We start from the raw sequence: 18608 nt of genomic DNA, 5'->3' as shown, positions 1-18608 counted from the left end.
CTGATGTCGCGCATCTTCGCGATGCACGAAGCTCTCACCCCGCGCACAGTCCACTCCCCTCCCCCTTGCGGGGAGGGGTCGGGGGTGGGGGTCCACGAGCGCTGAAGTCCGTGATGCGCACCTAATCGCTGCAAGCCGATTGGTTCTAAGTCTTTTCCCGCTTCTCATCACTTCGAGCTGCGCCCGGAGGCCCCCACCCCCGACCCCTCCCCGCAAGGGGGAGGGGGGCTTACCTCCGTCGTGGAGGCAGCTCGACTTCCACTCAGAAGTCCTGAAGCGACGGCTCGTGCTGAGCCACTGACTCATATCCGCAGCGCATAGGCATCGAGACACACCCGCTTCCTCGCAGGTTGACATCATCCCTCGTCCGCCGATGATGACCACAACAACAAACATCCGGGGAAGACACGCCATGACGCAGCCAGATCTCGTGATCCGCGGCGGAACCATTGCCGATGGCTCGGGCGGCGACCTGTACGAAGCCGATGTCGCGATCGCGGATGGCCACATCGCGGCGGTCGGCAAGGTCGCCACGTCGGGCCGCGAGGAGATCGATGCGCGCGGCAAGCTGGTCACGCCCGGCTTTGTCGACGTCCACACCCACTACGACGGCCAGGTCACCTGGAGCCACGACATCTCGCCGTCCTCGCAGAACGGCGTCACGACCGCGATCATGGGCAATTGCGGCGTCGGTTTCGCGCCGTGCCGGCCGGCCGATCATCAGCGCCTGATCCAGTTGATGGAGGGCGTCGAGGACATTCCCGAGCCGGTGCTCGAGGCCGGCATTCCCTGGGAGTGGGAAAGTTTTCCGGACTACATGGAATGGTTGTCCAGGCGCTCATTCGACCTCGACATCGGCGCGCAGCTGCCGCATGCGGCGCTGCGCGTCTATGTGATGGGCGAGCGCGGCGCGCGGCGTGATCCCGCCACGGCTGATGACAACCGCGCCATGGCCGCGCTGGCGCGCGACGCGGTGAAGGCCGGCGCGCTCGGCTTCTCGACTTCGCGCACGCTCAACCATCGGACGTCGACCGGCGACTACACGCCGACGCTCAAGGCCGGCGAGGACGAGCTGACCACGATCGCGCAGGCCATGCACGGCGCCGGCCGCAGCGTGCTGCAATTCGTGCTGGACATCTCGACCATCCACGAAGACCTGCCGATGATGCTGCGCATCGCCGACGCCACGAAGTGTCCGATCTCGTTCTCGGTCACCCAGAACGACCGCGCGCCGCAGCGCTGGCGGCAGACCCTGGCCGAAATCAATGCCGCCGCCGCGCGCGGCCTGTCGGTGACGGCGCAGATCGCGGCGCGCCCCGTGGGACTGCTGCTCGGGCTCGAACTGTCGCGCAACCCGCTGCAGACGCATCCGAGCTACCAGGCGATCGCGCACCTGCCGCTCGACGAGCGCGTCGCGCGGATGCGCGATCCGCAGCTCCGCGCGGCAATCCTGAGCGAGCAGGCCACCGCCACCGACGATCCGCTGTTCTTCAAGCCCAACTACGACAAGATGTACCTGCTCGGCGATCCGCCGGACTACGAACAGCCGCCGGAGCGGTCGCTCGGTTCGCAAGCGCGCGCGAAGGGCTGCCGGCCGGAGGAACTGGCCTACGACGCGATGCTGACGGATGGCGGACGCGGCATGCTCTACGTGCCGTTCCTCAACTATTCCGACGGCAATCTCGACGCCACCTACGAGATGCTGCGCGATCCCAGAAGCGTGCCAGGCTTGAGCGACGGCGGAGCGCATTGCGGCATTATCTGCGACGCCAATTTTCCGACCTACCTGCTGACGCACTGGACGCGCGACCGCAAGCGTGGCGAAAAGCTGTCGATCCCGTTCGTGGTCGCCGCGCAGGCGCGCAAGACCGCGTTGTCGGTCGGCCTCGAGGACCGCGGCCTGATCGCACCGGGCTACAAGGCCGACGTCAACGTCATCGACTACGACCGGCTGCATCTGCATCCGCCCAAGGTGCACTACGACCTGCCGGTCGGCGGCCGCCGGCTGATGCAGGACGTGGACGGCTACGACGCGACGATCGTCTCAGGCGTGGTGACACGCCGCCAGGGCCAGGCCACCGGCGCGCGGCCAGGGCGGCTGGTCAGGGGGGCGCGTGCCGGCTTGCAGTGAGCCGTCGCGCGCGCGTGCCGCGCGCCTCTCAGGGACGACACGCGGCGTGGCGCAGTCTGCGGGGGCCTACATGCTCAAGCAAACTTGGGCATCGCCGCCCGGTACGCCGCCAGGCGCGCGCGTTCGCTCTCCGGCCACAGCAGCGCCAGGCCGACCAGGCCTGAGACCACCAGCACCACAGCGTTGATGACGAAGCCCTGCACATAGCCGTCGAGCGCCGTTGCGGCGTTCTGCACCACCTTGCCCATGACGATCGGCGCGACGATGCCGGCGAGCGTGTAGCCGGCGCCATAGATCGCCATGACAGCGCCGCGCTGGCGGACGGGCGTGAACTCGCCGATCATCAGCGGGCAGACGACGTAGATCGCACCGGACAAGCCCGAGCCGATCACGATCAACGCGATCTGCATCGCGGGACTGCCGCCATACGGCAGCATGGCCATGACGAGACCTCCGGCCACCAGCGGCACCGAGCCGAGCACGCCGCGGGCAAGACGAGTCGAGAGTCCGCGCGCCATCAGCACCTGTGACAGCAGCCCGGTCGCCAGCACCACCACCGCGCCGAAGATCCAGGGCAGCACCGAGACGAGGCCGGCCTGCTGCTGACTGAGGCCGAGCCCCTTGATCAGAAACGGCGTGAACCAGGTGAGGCCGAGCGACAGCGCCCAATAGGCGCTGAAGCTGGCGGCGACGCAGCCGATGAAGGTGCGCGACAGCAACAGCTGCGTATAGGGCACCGGCGTCTCCTTGGTCGCCGTCGTGTCGGTATCGGCCAGGGGCCCCTCGCGGCCGAGCGCGATCCAGGCGGCGCCCCACAGCAATCCGACCAGGCCGAGGGCGCCGAAGGCATAGTGCCAGCCGAAGCTGACGATGATGGCGTTCAGCGCCGGCACCGCCACGATGACGCCGAAGGCCGCGCCCTGCGACAGCAGCGCGGTCGGCAGGCCGCGCCTTTCGTCGGGGAACCATTTGTACATCGCGTGAAGGGCCACCGACGCGGCCGGGCCCTCGCCGGCGCCGAGAATGACGCGGCAGATCAGAAGCGTCGTGAAGCCGACGTCGCCGACCATCGGAAACTGGGCAATCGACCAGATCACGGCCAGCGCGAGCAGGACCCAACGCGTCTCGATGCGGTTGACCACGAAGCCCACGGCGATGGCCGAGATCGAGAACAGGAAGAAGAAGGAGGAGCCGAGCAGGCCGAATTGTTCCGGCGAGAGCTTGAGATCGGTCATGATCGGGACGCCCGCGAGCCCGACCACGATCTTGTCGGCGAAGTTCACGAGCATGAAGAGAAACAGGAGAAGCGTGATCCTCCAGGCGCCCTTCGGCGTTTTGATCGATGTCGACGCAGTCGTCGCTGGCGCGGCCATGGTCGTTCCCCGTCGTTTCTCTTGATCCCCGTCAATGCGGGTTTTCCTCATGCTAGCCACGCCCGCGCATCGTACGCAACCGACGTCTGCGGCTGCATGACAGCAATACCGGCGAAGGACGCGGCACGACCAAGACACCCGTGATATCGCGCTGCGGCCTTGCTATATGCCGTCGTGCAGCAAGGCAGTTGATCCCGTGTTGAGCGTCAGAAACCTGTTCAAGACCTATCCCTCCGCCGGCGAGACCGTGAACGTTCTCCGCGGCGTCGATCTCGACGTCTTCAGCGGCGAGCGTGTCGCGCTGACCGGTGAATCCGGCTCCGGCAAGAGCACATTGCTGCACCTGATCGCGGGCCTCGATGCCGCCGATCGCGGCGACATCCTGCTGGAGAACACGCCGGTCAGCGCGCTCGACGATGCCGGCCGCGCTGCGCTGAGGCGCGAGCGGCTGGGGCTTGTGTTCCAGCAGTTCAACCTGGTGCCGAGCCTCTCGGTGGCCGACAATCTCGCCTTTCAGGCACGGCTCGCGGGGCGGCACGATGCGGCGTGGCACACCGAACTCGTGGAGCGGCTCGGATTGAAGCCGCTGCTGAAGCGCTATCCCGAACAATTGTCCGGCGGACAACAGCAGCGCGTCGCGATCGGCCGCGCGCTGGCGATCAAGCCGGCGCTGCTGCTGGCGGACGAGCCCACCGGCAATCTCGACGAGGACACCGCCGACGAGGTGATGGCGCTGACGCGCGATCTCGTCGCGCGCACCGGCTGCGGCTTCCTGATGGTGACTCACAGCGCCCGCCTCGCCGCGATGCTCGACCGCCACGTTCATCTGCATGCAGGCCGCGTCGCATGAGGCGCGCGCTGTGGATTCTCGCGGTGCTGCTCAGCCATTGGCGCCGGCATCCGATGCAGCTCGCCACCCTGCTGATCGGGCTGATCTCGGCCACCGCGCTGTGGAGCGGCGTGCAGGCGCTGAACCAGCAGGCGCGCAACTCCTATGACCGCGCGGCCGCGATCTTCGGCGGCGCACGCACGCCGATGCTGGTCGCGACCGACGGCAAGATGCTGCCGCAAAGCGTATTCGCCGAGCTGCGCCGCGCCGGCTGGGCGGTGTCGCCGGTGGTCGAGGGCCGGGTGCAGATCGACGGCCGTTCGATCCGGCTGCTCGGCATCGAGCCGTTCAGCATTCCCCGCGAGGTCGGCGATGCGCCGATGGTCGGGCGCAGCGAGCTCGAGGCGTTCCTGACGCCGCCGCACCGCACGCTGATCTCGCCGGAAACGCTGGCCGAACTCGGACTGAAGGACGGCGCGGCGCCGCGGCTAAGCAATGACGCCGTGATGCCGCCGCTGATGGCGCAACAGCAGCTCGCACCCGGCGTGCTCGTTGTCGACATCAGCGACGCGCAGCGGCTGCTCGACAAGCCCGGCCAGATCTCGCGGCTACTGGTCGGCAAGACGATAGGCCAACGCGCGCCGTTGCAGAGCTTTGCCGGCGGCCGGCTGCAACTGGTCCAGCCCGAGGCCGAGACCGACCTCGAGCGACTGACCGACAGCTTCCATCTCAATCTCACCGCCTTCGGCCTGCTGTCCTTCGTCGTCGGGCTGTTCATCGTCAACTCCGCGATCGGCCTTGCCTTCGAGCAACGATTGCCGGTATTGCGCACGTTGCGCGCCTGCGGCGTGTCCGCTCGCCAGCTCAACGCGGTGCTGATCGGCGAGCTCATCGCCTTCGCGCTCGTTGCAGGTCTCGCCGGACTCGTCTGCGGCTACATCATCGCAGCATCGCTGTTGCCGAACGTGGCGGCGTCGCTGCGCGGGCTCTATGGCGCGCAGGTGCCGGGCGAGCTGAGCCTGCAGCCGGCATGGTGGCTCGCCGGCCTCGTCATCAGCGTCGCCGGCGCGCTGGCGGCGGCGACCACGAGCCTGATCAAGTCGATGCGGCTGCCGATCCTGTCGGCGGCGCAGCCTTACGCGTGGCAGGAAGCGCAGCGGCGCTGGCTGCGCTTGCAGAGCGCCGTCGCGCTCGCCTTCTTCGTCACGGCCGGCCTGCTGCTGTGGCTCGGACAATCGCTGCTCGCCGGCTTCGGCGTGCTCGCCGCAATGATGCTCGGCGCCGCGCTGCTGCTGCCGGCGATCCTGGAGCTGGTGCTGCGGCTCGGCGAGCGCGGCGCGCGCGCAGCGCTCGCTCAATGGTTCTGGGCCGACAGCCGGCAGCAGATCTCAGGGCTGTCGCTGGCACTGATGGCGCTGCTGATGGCGCTCGCCGTCAACGTCGGCGTGGCGACGATGGTCGAAACGTTCAGCCGCACCTTCCTGGTCTGGCTCGACGGACGGCTTGCCGCCGATATCTACATCAGCGCGACCGACGAAGCGCAGGCGCGCGAGATTCAAGGCTGGCTGCGCACGCGGCCCGAGGTGCGGGCGGTGCTGCCGGGCGGCCGCGCCGAGACGCAGCTCGCAGGCGCGCCGATCGATGTGCTCGGCCTGCCCGATCACGACACCTATCGCGAGCACTGGCCGCTGCTGCAGGCGGGCCCCGAGGCCTGGAAGCAGCTGGTGCGCGGCGACGCCGGTTTCATCAGCGAGCAGCTGTCGCGGCGACTCAATCTCTCGCTCGGCGACAGCATCGACATTGCCGCACCGACCGGCGACTGGCGTATCAGCGTGGCCGGCATCTATGCCGACTACGGCAATCCGAAGGGCCAGGTCACCGTCAACGTCGCTGCGCTGACGCGGCGCTTTCCGGCGACGCCGATCACGCGCATGGCCGTGCGCGCGGCGCCCGCCGACGTGCCCGGATTGATCAGCGCGCTGACGGACAAGTTCGGCCTCGACGGCCGCAACGTCGTCGACCAGGCCACGGTGAAGCAGGAGTCCAAGCAGATCTTCAACCGCACCTTTGCGGTGACCGGCGCGCTCAACACCTTCACGCTCGGCGTCGCCGCGATCGCGCTGCTGACGAGCCTGCTGACGCTCGCGAATTCGCGGCTGCCGCAGCTCGCGCCGCTCTGGGCGATCGGGCTGACGCGGCGCCGGCTCGCCGAGGTCGAGTTGCTGAAGACATTGTCGCTCGCCGGCCTCACCGCGCTGCTGGCGCTGCCGCTTGGGCTGGTGGTGGCGTGGTGCCTGATCGCGATCGTCAACGTCAAAGCCTTCGGCTGGCGGCTGCCGTTCGACGTGTTTCCGCTGCAGCTGGTGCGGTTGCTGATCGTCACCCTCGTCGCGGCCCTGATCGCCTCGCTGCTGCCGGTGCTGCGGCTGGCGCGGATGCAGCCGGCCCATCTCGTGAGGACCTTCACCATTGAGCGCTAGAGCCATGATCACGCGGCGCGGCCTGATCGGCGGGCTCGGCCTGCTGGCGCTGCCGCGCCTCGCCCGCGCGCAGGGCTTTGCCGGCCTCGCCGACAGCGCCGAGGGCTTTGCGCCGGTGACGCCGGGCAAGACATTCAGCTTCCCGGCCGACCACGGGCCGCACGACGATTTCCGCATCGAGTGGTGGTACATCACGGCCAATCTCAGCGACGCCAACGGCAAGGCCTATGGCCTGCAATGGACGCTGTTCCGCTCGGCATCGCGGCCCGGACCGCAAGCGCAAGGATTCGACAACCAGCAGCTCTGGATGGCGCACGCCGCGGTGACGCGCGCCGACAGCCATCGCTCGACTGAGAAGTTTGCGCGCGGCGGCGTCGGGCAGGCCGGCGTTGACGCCAAGCCGTTCCAGGCTTGGATCGACGACTGGCAGTTGCGCGGCACGGCGGCGACCGACGACCCGTCGCTGGCGCCGCTCGACATGAGCGCGAGCGCGGCCGATTTCTCCTACGCGCTGCACCTGGAGGCGGACCGTCCCGTGGTGCTGCAGGGCATCGGTGGCTACAGCCGCAAGTCGGAGCGCGGCCAGGCCTCCTACTACTACAGCCAGCCGTTCTATCGCGCGCGCGGCCGCATCACGTTCGACGACAAGGCGGTCGATGTGACGGGGATGGCCTGGCTCGACCGCGAATGGAGCAGCCAACCGCTGGCCTCCGACCAGAGCGGCTGGGACTGGTTCGCGCTGCATTTTTTCGGCGGCGAGAAGCTGATGCTGTACCGGATGCGACAGGGCAACGGCGACTACACGTCCGGCACCTGGATCACGGCCGACGGCGCGTCGCGACCGCTCGGCCCTGGCGACATCGCGATGCGAGCCACGACCATCGTCGGCATCGGCGAACGCAAGCTCCCGGTCGGCTGGCGCGTCGAGATATCAGCGCTCGGCATCGCCATCGACAGCACGCCGCTCAATCCGAATGCCTGGATGGGCACGCGCGTGCCGTATTGGGAGGGGCCGATCAGCTTCAAGGGCAGCCATAGCGGGGTGGGCTATCTCGAGCTGACCGGATATTAAAGGCGCTTACAAGAGGGGGGACCACGCATGTATCACTTCACCGCAATCGTCACCGTGCTCGCGCTCATGCTGTACTTCTACATGGCGGTCCGCGTCGCGCAGGCGCGGGCCCGCTTCGGTGTGAAGGCGCCGGCGGTGACGGGAAATCTCGATTTCGAGCGCACCTATCGGGTGCAGGTCAATACGCTGGAATGGCTGCCGATCTTCCTGCCGGCGCTGTGGCTGTTCGCAATCTATGTCAGCGATGCGATTGCGGCGTTGATCGGCATCGTCTGGATCGCCGGCCGCGCGATGTACATGGTGTCCTACGCCAAGGCCGCCGAGAAGCGCGGCCCCGGCTTCGGCATCCAGGCGCTGGCAGCCTCCACCCTGCTCGTCGGCGCGCTCGTCGCCATCCTGTGGCGGATGCTGCACGGCTGACCGCCAACCCCTCCGCTGTCGTCCCGGCCTTGACCCGGGACGACAGCCATGGTGTCGCGCTTACTTCGTCAGCGGGCAGCCGCTCTCCTTGGGCGTGAAGAACGCCTTGTCGCCGGGCACCGTGGCGAGCAGCTTGTAGTAGTCCCAGGGCTTCTTCGATTCCGACGGCTTCTTGACCTCGAACAGATACATGTCGTGGACCATGCGGCCGTTGGCGAGCACCTTGCCCTGCGCGAAGGCATCGTCGACCGGCAGTTCCTTGAGCTTCGCCGCGACGGCGTCGGAATCCTTGGTGCCCGCGGCCTTCACCGCCTTCAGATAGGACAGCGTCGCCGAATAGGTGCCGGCGTGGATCATGCTCGGCATGCGCCCCGTCCGCTTCATGAAGCGTTCGCTGAACGCGCGGGCCTTGTCGTCATGATCCCAGTAGAAGCCCTCGGTGAGCACCAGCCCCTGCGCCGCCTCGAGCCCGAGGCCGTGCACCTCGGACAAGGTCATCAGCAGGCCGGCGAGCTTCTGGCCCGCCTTGACGATGCCGAACTCGGCCGCCTGCTTGATCGAGTTGGTGGTGTCGAGGCCGGCATTGGCGAGCCCGATGATCTTGGCCTTCGAGCTCTGCGCCTGCAGCAGGAAGGACGAGAAGTCCGAGGAGTTCAGCGGGATGCGCACCGAGCCCAGCACCTTGCCGCCCTTGGACGTCACGATGTCGCTGGTGTCCTTCTCCAGCGCATAGCCGAAGGCGTAGTCGGCGGTCATGAAGAACCAGGTGTCGCCGCCGGATTCGACCAGCGCGCCGCCGGTGCCGACAGCGAGCGCGCGGGTGTCATAGGCCCAGTGGAAGCCGTAGGGCGTGCAGGCATCGCCAGTGATGCGCGAGGTCGCGGCGCCGACGACGATGTCGATCTTCTTCTTCTCCTTCGACAGATCCTGGATCGCCAGCGCGACCGAGGAGGTCGTCAGCTCGGTGATCATGTCGACACCTTCGGTGTCGTACCAGCGCCGGGCGATGGACGAGGCGAGATCAGGTTTGTTCTGGTGGTCGGCCGTCGCCATCTCGACCTTCTGCCCGAGCACTTCGCCGCCGAAATCCTCGATCGCCATCCTGGCGGCCTCGACGGAATATTTGCCGCCGTAATCGGCATAGACGCCGGACTGGTCGTTGAGGATGCCGATCTTGACCTGGGCCGAGGCTGGCGCCGCGATCAGCAGCGCACCGATGGCCGCAAAGGCCAACCAACGCGAATTCATATCGTCTCTCCCGGAGTTTCTTGCTTCTGAGAAGTCATTCGTTCGGAATGCGCCCTCACGTTAGGCCAGAACCCCGGCCGCGCCCATCCCTTCCCGCCTCAGCCAAAGGGCTGAGACGGCGGTTGATCCGCATGGAACCCGTCCGCTAGACTGGCCGGCAATCAACAAGCTGCCGCCCCCGTGAGGATGGTGTGCCCGGATGGAAACAGCCCAGCGCGTGATGCGGACGTCGTCCGCATCGCTCCGCCCTGCCTTACGCCGCGTGCACCCGAAGCCTCCGCCGGACGGTCATGGGAGGAGCAGACATGTACACCGGCAAGCACGCGAAGCTGCGCCCCTTGCAGCCCGCCTTCATCATGGCCTCCACCGGCGAAGCCGTGACCTATCGCGAGCTGGAGGCGCGCAGCAATCGCCTTGCGCATCTGTTCCGCCGTCATGGCCTGAAGCGGCTGGATCATTATTCGATCTTCATGGAGAACAACAATCGCTATCTCGAGGCGTGCGGCGCCGGCGAGCGCTCCGGCCTGTACTTCACCTGCGTGAATTCCTACCTGACGCCTGGCGAGCTCGCCTACATCCTCAACAACAGCCAGTCGCGCCTGCTGATCACCTCGGTCGCCAAGCTCGACGTCGCGCGGGAGGCGCTGAAGGAAGCGCCAGGCATCGAGCTGTGCATCGTCGCCGATGGCCCAGGTGAAAGCGACCGCATCGTCGGCCTGGCGGAGGCGACATCCGGCCTGCCGTCGACGCCGATTGCCGACGAGAGCGTCGGCACCGCGATGCTGTACTCGTCCGGTACGACGGGCCGGCCGAAGGGCATCCTGCGGCCGCTGCCGGAGCAGCCGCCGGTGCAGCAGCTCCCGATCTTCGACTTCCTGGAGAAGCTGTGGCGCTATCGCGAGGGCATGATCTACCTCTCCCCTGCGCCGCTCTATCATTCCGCGCCGCAGGCCGCCGTCAATCTCACCATCCGCTCAGGCGGCACCGCCATCATCATGGAGAATTTCGATCCCGAACGCTATCTCCAGCTCGTCCAGCAATGGGGCATCACCCATACGCAGCTGGTGCCGACGATGTTCTCGCGCATGCTGAAACTGCCCGAGGATGTCCGCACCCGCTACGACCTGTCCTCGCTGGAAGTGGCCATTCACGCCGCCGCACCCTGCCCCGCACAGGTCAAGGAGGACATGATCAAATGGTGGGGGCCGATCATCCACGAATATTACGGCGCCACCGAGGGCCTCGGCTTCACCGCCTGCGACAGCGAGCAGTGGCTGGCGCATCGCGGCACCGTCGGCAAGGTGCTGTTCGGTGACCTGCATATCCTCGACGAAAACATGCAGCCCTGTCCTGTCGGCACCGCCGGCACGGTATGGTTCAAGACGGGATCGCCGTTCGAGTACTTCAACGACCCCGAGCGCACCAAGGAGGCGCGCTCGGCCGACGGCACCATGAGCACCGTCGGCGACGTCGGCTATGTCGATGCCGACGGCTATCTCTATCTCACCGACCGCGCCACCTTCATGATCATCTCCGGCGGCGTGAACATCTATCCGCAGGAATGCGAGAACCTGTTGATCACCCATCCCAAGGTCGCCGATGCCGCCGTGTTCGGCGTGCCCAATGCCGATCTCGGCGAGGAGGTGAAGGCGGTGATCCAGCCGATGTCGGGCATCACGCCCGGTCCTGAGCTGGAGGAGGAGCTGATCGCCTTTTGCCGGCAATCGCTGGCACGGCAGAAGGTGCCGCGCTCGATCGACTTCGAGAAGGAGCTGCCGCGGCTGCCGACCGGCAAGCTCTACAAGCGCCTGTTGCGCAACCGCTATTGGGGCAACAAGACCTCGCGGATCGTCTAGACCGTCGCGACCTCGGGTTGATCCTTGTCAAGCGCAGGCAGCATCGCCGAGCCTATCCTCCACCGATTGCAGCCGCAGCCATTGCACGAGACGACGACATGCGCGCTCATCAAATCATGACGAGGTCGGTCATCACGGTGACGCCGGGAACACCGGTCGCCGAGGCTGCACGGATCATGCTGCGTAACCACATCGGCGGACTGCCGGTGGTGGATGCCTCCGGTCAGCTCGTCGGTATCGTCACCGACGGCGACTTCCTGCGCCGCGCCGAACTTGGCACCGAACGTCGATCCGGCCGCTGGCTCGATCTCCTGGTCGGACGCGGCCGGATCGGCGCCGACTTTGTCCATTCCCATGGCCGCACCGTCGGCGACATCATGAGCCGTCCGCCGGTTACGGTCAGCCCGGATGCCGCGCTGGCCGAGATCGCCGAGACCATGGAGACGCGCAGCGTCAAGCGCCTGCCCGTCGTCAGCAGCGGCCACCTCGTCGGCATGATCACCCACACCGATTTCGTCCAGACCCTGGCTGATCTCGCCACCACCGTTCCTGGGCCCACGCCCGACGACGATGGCCTCCGCAGCGCGGTCCTGGACGCGCTCGACCAGGCGGCCTGCAAGCACTGCCGCTTCAACGTGGTGGTTCGCAACGGGATCGCGCATCTGAGCGGTGCGGTGCGTCACGAGAAGGAACGTGCCACGGCCATCGTCGCTGCCAAAAGCGTCGAAGGCGTCCGCGAGGTCCGCGACCACATGTGGGTCTACCCGCCCCCAGAGGACGAATTCGGCGGCGGCGACATCGTCTCGCTGCAGGAAGAGCCCTCGACCGACGACGACCAGCCGCTGTGAGGAGGCTCGCACCGTGCGCTGTTCCCTCGCCATGTTGCTGTTGCTGCTGACCCTGACACCGGCCGCGGCGGAGGATCTCGACCATGGCCGCCAGCTCGCCGAACGCTGGTGCGCCGAGTGTCACGTGGTGGGCGCCGAGGCACCCCGGTTCCGGCGGGCTCGGCCGTTCGTCGCCATCGCGGCCAAGGATGGCCTGACCCGGGACATGCTGCTCAAGTTCCTGCTGCTGCCGCACGCGACGATGGCCAATAGCCCGCTCAGCGCGACCGATGCAGCTGATCTGGCCGGCTACGTCTTGAGCCTCAGGCAGTAATCGTCCACCAGTCCTGCGGCTCGCAAATGGTGGCTGGCGCGGTGTGCGCTGCGCTGCACCCGGTATAGGGATGCGCTGCACGGCGACGATTTACCAACGTTCGAGCGCTCGCTCCTTTTGGCCGGTCCATCGGAACAAAACTGTCAGGTCGGCGTTTCGTGTACTCGCCGTCGTGAGCTGGAGCACGTCCCCCGTCGGTCAGCCGACGGCGACGCTCCCTGTCCTCGTTGCCGGAAAAGCCAACACCAAGCAGCGAATGAGATAGCTCTTGCATTCGTACACAAACAAGTTGGTAATCGGGTGCGCAGCGCCTTCTTGGCCGGCCTGCTAGCAAGGAGCCCGCGACGTGCACGGAATGCCCGGCGCCTCCAACGCCCCCCGCGCGACCGACGACGACGCAGCCTATCTCGCCGCGATCGTGAATGCGTCCGCTGACGCCATCTTCGGCACCACCGTGGACGGGATCATCCGCAGTTGGAATGCGGCATGTGAACGGATGCTGGGCTATCGCGCCGCCGAGATGATCGGCCAGTCGATTCTGAATATCGTTCCTCCCGAGCTGAAGCAGGAGGCCCTGTCGATCCGCGCCCGTGTCAGCGTCGGCGCTTCGATCGAGAGCTTCGAGACGGTCCGGCTGGCGAAAGACGGCCGCCCGATCGAGGTCGCCATCACCTATTCGCCGATCCGCGACGGACTCGGTCAGATCATCGGCGTCTCAGGCATCCTGCGCGACGTCACCACGATCAAGACGGCGCAGCGCAGCGCCGCGATGCTGGCCGCCATCGTCACCTCCTCATCGGATGGCGTCGTCAGCAAGACGCTGGACGGCACCGTCACCAGCTGGAACAAGAGCGCCGAGCGCATCTTCGGCTTCTCGGAAGGCGAGATGATCAACCGCTCGATCCGCACGATCATCCCCGGGGAGCGCCAGGCCGAGGAGGATCGCATCCTCGCCACCGTCGTCTCCGGCGAGATGATCGACAATTTCGAAACCGTGCGGCTGCGCAAGGACGGCGCGCTGATCGACGTCTCGGTGACCGTGTCACCAGTCCGCGATCCCGCCGGCCGCATCATCGGCGCCTCCAAGATCGTGCGCGACATCACCGACAAGCGCCAGACCCGCGAGCAGTTGCGCACCCTGCTCGCCGAGGTCAACCATCGCAGCAAGAACCTGCTGTCGCTGGTGCAGGCGATTGCGCGGCAGATGACGCGCCACGGCCGGCCGCTCGATCTCGATCGCTTCCTGCAGCGCCTGCAGGCGATCGCGAGCAATCAGGATCTGCTGATCCAGAACGACTGGCGGTTCATTCCGCTGCGCGATCTCGTTCACGCCCAGCTCAGCGCCTTCCGCGACCTCATCGGCAATCGCATCGCGATCGACGGGCCGCAGATCGAATTGACGCCGGAAGCGGCACAGGCGATCGGCCTGGCCGTCCACGAGCTGATCACCAATGCCGCGAGACATGGCGCGCTCTCGGGCAACGACGGACGTGTTGCGATCGACTGGCGATGCGATGGCGACGACTTCGACATGAGCTGGCGCGAGAGCGGTGGCCCCGCGGTCGCGTCGCCGGAACAGCGCGGCTTCGGCAGCCGCGTCATCACCGACATGGTCCGGGCCGGGCTGGATGCTTCGGTCGAGATCGATTACGCAGCGTCCGGCCTCCGCTGGCACCTCAACTGCCCCTTGCAACGCATCAGCCGCGGCAGCCTCCATGCCCGTTGCTGACAAGGTCAATGTCCTGATCGTCGAGGACGATCCCATGATCGGCTTCGACCTGTCGGTCGAGCTGGAAGAGGCCGGGTTTGCCGTGGTCGGCGTCGCGCCGACGGTGGGAAAGGCGTTGCACCTGCTGCAGCGGCACCGTTGCGACCTCGCCGTTCTCGACGTCAATCTCGGACACGAGACCTCGGCCCCGATCGCCCGCGCGCTCAGGGCGCAGGGCGTTCCGTTCGTTGCGGTCACCGGCTATTCGGTCGACCAATGCCCCGAGGAATTCGCCAGCGCGCCGCTGCTGTCGAAGCCCTTCCAGACCTCGCGCCTGGTCGCGACCTTGCGGCGGCAATTGCCGGGGTGAAGCGCAGCTGCAGTCCTGAGGCTTGGCGACAGCAGCGGGCGGCTCGTGTGTGTGGCGCCGACATGCGACTCCGACAGACCTCCCGCCGGCAACCTCAGTGCCATGCCCCTCACCCGGATTGCTGCGCAATCCGACCTCTCCCCGCAAAAGGGCGGGGAGAGGTTGCACCGTTCGTGCCGACGGAGATTGCCTCAATGATCAGTTCCGGATCGTCAGTTTGAGACGAGGCATCGCCGCGAGCACCGCTCCCCGTTCTTCACGGGGAGAGGGTTGGGGTGAGGGGCAACCACACGGGAAGTCTCTATGCCAGGGCCCAATGACCGCGCCCGGCAGCGCGCGACTTCGCCCCGGCAATCACCCCGCGATCTCCACCACGATCCGGCCCGTCGTGACCTGATCCCCCTCCGCCACCTCGATTGCCATCACCGTGCCGGCGATGCCGGCGGTGTGGACATGCTCCATCTTCATCGCTTCGAGCGTCAGCATCGGCTGACCGGCCGCGACCTGATCACCGGGCTTCACCAACACCGCGACCACGCGGCCATTCAGCGCCGCGCGAACCTTGCCGTCGCCGCCGGACGCGGCCGCCGACAGCGGCGCGGCCAGCGTGAGGTCGCGCAGTGCCAGCACCCGGCCGCGATGCTGCACGAACAGGCGATCGCCGTCGCGCACGAAGCGGGCGCTGTCGACGATGCCGTCGCGGCGAATCCAGATCGTCTCGCCGTCCAGAGCCACAATCTCGCAGCGCTGCGCGACGCCGCCGTGCACGACGCTGTAGCTGCCGTCACGGTCGCGCAGCAGTTCGCATTCGCTGACATCGTCCCCGAGCGCAAAGCGAAGCGGCGTCGCGAAGGCAGGGGCCAGCGATCGCCCCTGGCGAAAGGGATGCGCCAGCGGATGGCTGACGGAGAGCAGCAGGGCGGCCAGCGCCATATCTTCGGCCGCGACGCCGGGCGCACGCAGCTCGTCACGATGCGCCGCGATGAATGCCGTGGTTGCCTTGCCGGCGGCGAACGCCGGGTGCCGCAGACAGGACGACAGGAAGGATTGGTTCGTCGTCACGCCCAGCGCGACCGCCTGTTCCAGCCCGGTGATGAGCCGCGCCCGCGCCTCCTCGCGCGACGCGCCATGGCTGATCAGCTTGGCGATCATCGAATCGTAATAGGGTGGAATCTCCGCGCCTGTCTCCAGCGCATGCTCGACGCGGATCTGTTCCGGCATCTGCCAGAGCGCCATGCGTCCGGACTGCGGCATGAAGTCCTGAGCGGCATCCTCCGAGCACAGCCGCACCTCGATGGCGTGGCCCGTGAAGCTGATCTGCTCCTGACGCAGGGGCAGCGGCTCGCCGGCGGCGATTCGGAGCTGCCACTCGACGAGATCGAGGCCCGTCAGCGCCTCGGTCACGGGATGCTCGACCTGCAGCCGCGTGTTCATCTCCATGAAGTAGAACTGGCCGTCGCCGTCGAGCAGGAATTCCAGCGTTCCGGCGCCTTCGTAAGTGAGCGCCTTCACGGCCTGCACCGCGACCGCACCCATGCGTGCGCGTAGTTCCGGGCCGACCGCCGGCGACGGCGCCTCCTCGATCAGCTTCTGATGGCGCCGCTGCACCGAGCAGTCGCGCTCGCCGAGATGCACGGCGTTGCCATGGCTGTCACCGAACACCTGGATCTCGACGTGGCGCGGATTGGCGATGGCCTTCTCGAGGATGACCGTGCCGTCGCCGAACGCCGTTGCAGCTTCCGAGCGCGCGCTGCGCAGCGCGTCAGCAAAGGCGCCGGCTTCGCTGACCAGTCGCATGCCGCGGCCGCCACCGCCTGCGACGGCCTTGATCATGACGGGGAAGCCGATGCGCTTCGCCTCGCGCAGCATCGCCTCGTCGCCCTGGTCCTCGCCCTGATAGCCCGGGACGCAGGGCACGCCGGCGCACTGCATGATCGTCTTGGCGCCGGCCTTGTTGCCCATCGCCTCGATCGCCTCGGGCGATGGTCCGATGAACACGAGACCGGCCTCCTTGCAGGCCCGCGCGAAATCCTCGTTCTCGGCGAGGAAGCCGTAGCCCGGATGGACCGCATCAGCGCCGGTCGCCTTCGCCGCGGCAATGATCGCCGGGATGTTCAGATAGGACTGCGCCGGCGGCGGCGCACCGAGACGGACGGCCTGATCGGCGAGCCGGACATGCGGCGCGCCAGCGTCGGCGTCGGAATAGACGGCGACCACGCCATGACCAAGCCTGCGCGCCGTGCGCATCACGCGCAGCGCGATCTCGCCGCGGTTGGCGATCAGCACCTTGTGGAAAGGCCGGCGCGACATCGTCTTCTCTCCGCTCATGGCCTGGCCACCGAGAACTGCATGCGCTGCGGTTCGCGCGCCTCGGACTCGCGGCAGATCGACAGCACCTCCGACAGCACCGCGCGGGTGTCGCGCGGATCGATGACGCCGTCGTCGAGCACCCGCGCCGAGGTCGCGAACACGTCCATCTGGCTGTCGAACACGCCGATGATCTGCGCCTTCATGGCATCGAGCTTCTCGCGCTCCACCGGCTTGCCGCGGCGCGCCGCTGCGGCCTCGGTGACGATCGCCATCGTCTCGGCCGCCTGCTCGCCACCCATCACGGCCGTCTTGGCGTTCGGCCAGGAGAAGCAGAAGCGCGGATGGAAGCCGCGGCCGCACATGCCGTAGTTGCCGGCACCGAACGAGGCGCCGCAATAGATCGTGATCTGGGGAACGGTTGCCGACGTCACCGCCTGGATCATCTTGGAGCCGTGCTTGATCATGCCGGCCTCCTCATAGGCGCGGCCGACCATGTAGCCGGTGGTGTTGTTGAGATAGAGGATCGGCGTGCGGCTCTGGCAGCACGCCTGGATGAAATGCGTCGCCTTGTTGGCGCCGGCGGGATCGAGCGGCCCGTTGTTGGTGACGATGCCGATCGCCTGGCCCTCGATGCGGGCATGACCGCAGACCGTCGCGGGGCCGTAGTTCGGCGACATCTCGACGAAGTCGCTGTCGTCGACGATCCGCGCGATGATCTGGCGCATGTCGACCGGCCGCTTGTGATCGAGCGGCATGATGCCGAGCAGGTCCTCCTGGTCGTAGCGCGGCGGCTTCGCCGCCGGCGCGTCGTGCGACGGCCGATCCCAATTCAGCTTACCCATGATCTCCCTCGCAATGCGCAAAGCATCGCGGTCGTCCTCGGCAAGATAGTCGCCGAGCCCGGAGATCGCCGTATGCATCTCGGCGCCGCCGAGCTCCTCCTCGGTCGCGATCTCGCCGGTCGCGGCCTTCAGCAGCGGCGGCCCGGCGAGGAAGGCGCGGGTGCGGCCGCGCACCATGACGATGTAGTCGGACAGTCCGGTCTGATAGGCGCCGCCAGCGGTCGACGAGCCGTGCGTGACGGTGACGACCGGCAGGCCGGCCGCCGATAGCCGCGCCAGGTTGCGAAAAATGTTACCGCCGCGAACGAAGTCCTCGACGCGGTAGCGCAGCAGGTTGGCGCCGGCGCTCTCGACCAGTTGCACGTAAGGCAGCTTGTTTTCCAGCGCCAGCTCCTGCACGCGCAGGGTCTTGTCCAGGCCGTAAGGCTGCAGCGCGCCGGCATCGATGGCCGCATCGTTCGCCGACACCATGCAGCGCACGCCCGCAACGAAGCCGATGCCGGCGATGACGCCGCCGCCCGGCACGCTCTTGGTGGCATCGGGCGTATCGAACATGTAGCCGGCGAGCGTCGACAGTTCCAGGAACGGCGCGCCGGGGTCGAGCACCAGTGCGACCCGCTCGCGCGGCAGCAGCTGGCCGCGCTGGTGGAAGCGGTCCTTGGCCGCGGCCGAGGCGTTGCGTGTCCGCGCCTCGAGATCGCGCATCCGCGCGATCAGCCCGAGCATGCCGTCGCGGTTGGCCTGGAAGGCGGCGCCGGTGGGAGAGATGGTGTTTTCGATGATGGCCATGAGCAACGATCTCATTATT

The 18608-nt window shown here is 67.3% G+C and carries 14 protein-coding genes; 10 read left to right on the top strand and 4 right to left on the bottom strand.

Annotated features, from left to right (window positions below; genetic code table 11):
* Nucleotides 1–412 precede the first annotated feature (412 nt).
* Complete coding sequence (locus ACQR0Z_RS02740) at nt 413–2131, top strand: N-acyl-D-amino-acid deacylase family protein (RefSeq protein ID WP_434917619.1); 1719 nt, start codon at nt 413–415, stop codon at nt 2129–2131.
* Nucleotides 2132–2205: 74 nt separating this feature from the next.
* On the opposite strand, the gene ACQR0Z_RS02735 is transcribed toward ACQR0Z_RS02740, so the two are convergent.
* Nucleotides 2206–3504: an MFS transporter gene (locus ACQR0Z_RS02735; RefSeq protein WP_434876062.1), complete on the bottom strand. Its 1299-nt coding sequence runs from the start codon at nt 3502–3504 to the stop codon at nt 2206–2208.
* A gap of 196 nt (nt 3505–3700) precedes the next feature.
* Here ACQR0Z_RS02735 and ACQR0Z_RS02730 point away from each other — a divergent pair, with 196 nt between their 5' ends.
* From ACQR0Z_RS02730 to ACQR0Z_RS02715, 4 genes are read left to right on the top strand one after another with little or no spacing between them, the layout of a single operon-like run.
* Complete coding sequence (locus ACQR0Z_RS02730; RefSeq protein WP_434876063.1) at nt 3701–4354, top strand: ABC transporter ATP-binding protein; 654 nt, start codon at nt 3701–3703, stop codon at nt 4352–4354.
* Nucleotides 4351–6813 carry an FtsX-like permease family protein gene (locus ACQR0Z_RS02725; protein ID WP_434917618.1) on the top strand — a complete coding sequence of 821 codons (2463 nt, stop codon included), beginning with the start codon at nt 4351–4353 and terminating at the stop codon, nt 6811–6813. Before ACQR0Z_RS02730 ends, ACQR0Z_RS02725 begins: the two co-directional genes overlap by 4 nt.
* A complete protein-coding gene (locus ACQR0Z_RS02720) occupies nt 6803–7885 on the top strand; it encodes a lipocalin-like domain-containing protein (protein ID WP_434917617.1) in 1083 nt (360 codons plus the stop codon). The genes ACQR0Z_RS02725 and ACQR0Z_RS02720 overlap by 11 nt, the downstream gene beginning before the upstream one ends.
* A 27-nt stretch (nt 7886–7912) precedes the next feature.
* Nucleotides 7913–8305, top strand: a complete 393-nt coding sequence (locus tag ACQR0Z_RS02715) for an MAPEG family protein (protein WP_434917616.1) — start codon at nt 7913–7915, stop codon at nt 8303–8305.
* 60 nt (nt 8306–8365) lie between these two features.
* Here ACQR0Z_RS02715 and ACQR0Z_RS02710 read toward each other — a convergent pair whose 3' ends face one another.
* Nucleotides 8366–9553 (bottom strand): ABC transporter substrate-binding protein, encoded by a 1188-nt coding sequence (locus tag ACQR0Z_RS02710; RefSeq protein WP_434917615.1) that lies wholly within the window; start codon nt 9551–9553, stop codon nt 8366–8368.
* A gap of 305 nt (nt 9554–9858) precedes the next feature.
* Between ACQR0Z_RS02710 and ACQR0Z_RS02705 the strand changes: the two genes are divergently transcribed.
* The 5 genes from ACQR0Z_RS02705 to ACQR0Z_RS02685 all read left to right on the top strand — a co-directional run bounded on the left by ACQR0Z_RS02705 (nt 9859) and on the right by ACQR0Z_RS02685 (nt 14648).
* Nucleotides 9859–11409: an AMP-binding protein gene (locus ACQR0Z_RS02705; protein WP_434917614.1), complete on the top strand. Its 1551-nt coding sequence runs from the start codon at nt 9859–9861 to the stop codon at nt 11407–11409.
* Nucleotides 11410–11507: 98 nt separating this feature from the next.
* Complete coding sequence (locus ACQR0Z_RS02700) at nt 11508–12257, top strand: CBS domain-containing protein (RefSeq protein WP_434917613.1); 750 nt, start codon at nt 11508–11510, stop codon at nt 12255–12257.
* A gap of 31 nt (nt 12258–12288) precedes the next feature.
* On the top strand, nt 12289–12570 hold the full coding sequence (locus ACQR0Z_RS02695; RefSeq protein ID WP_434917612.1) for a cytochrome c: 282 nt from the start codon (nt 12289–12291) through the stop codon (nt 12568–12570).
* 346 nt (nt 12571–12916) lie between these two features.
* The gene (locus ACQR0Z_RS02690) at nt 12917–14299 is read left to right on the top strand and encodes a sensor histidine kinase (RefSeq protein ID WP_434917611.1); all 1383 of its coding nucleotides are present in this window, start codon (nt 12917–12919) and stop codon (nt 14297–14299) included.
* The gene (locus ACQR0Z_RS02685) at nt 14286–14648 is read left to right on the top strand and encodes a response regulator (protein WP_434876072.1); all 363 of its coding nucleotides are present in this window, start codon (nt 14286–14288) and stop codon (nt 14646–14648) included. The genes ACQR0Z_RS02690 and ACQR0Z_RS02685 overlap by 14 nt, the downstream gene beginning before the upstream one ends.
* 354 nt (nt 14649–15002) lie before the next feature.
* Here the strand turns inward: ACQR0Z_RS02685 and ACQR0Z_RS02680 are convergent, their stop codons facing one another.
* Both ACQR0Z_RS02680 and ACQR0Z_RS02675 read right to left on the bottom strand, forming a co-directional pair.
* Nucleotides 15003–16958, bottom strand: coding sequence for an acetyl/propionyl/methylcrotonyl-CoA carboxylase subunit alpha (locus ACQR0Z_RS02680; protein ID WP_434917610.1), 1956 nt, complete (start codon nt 16956–16958; stop codon nt 15003–15005).
* 14 nt (nt 16959–16972) lie between these two features.
* A complete protein-coding gene (locus ACQR0Z_RS02675) occupies nt 16973–18589 on the bottom strand; it encodes an acyl-CoA carboxylase subunit beta (protein ID WP_434876074.1) in 1617 nt (538 codons plus the stop codon).
* Nucleotides 18590–18608: the final 19 nt, after the last annotated feature.

The organism is Bradyrhizobium sp. HKCCYLS3077 (assembly GCF_051167555.1).
Lineage (GTDB): Bacteria > Pseudomonadota > Alphaproteobacteria > Rhizobiales > Xanthobacteraceae > Bradyrhizobium.
Note: the sequence above shows the minus strand (reverse complement) of the source record. Positions and strands in the feature narration are given on the sequence as shown.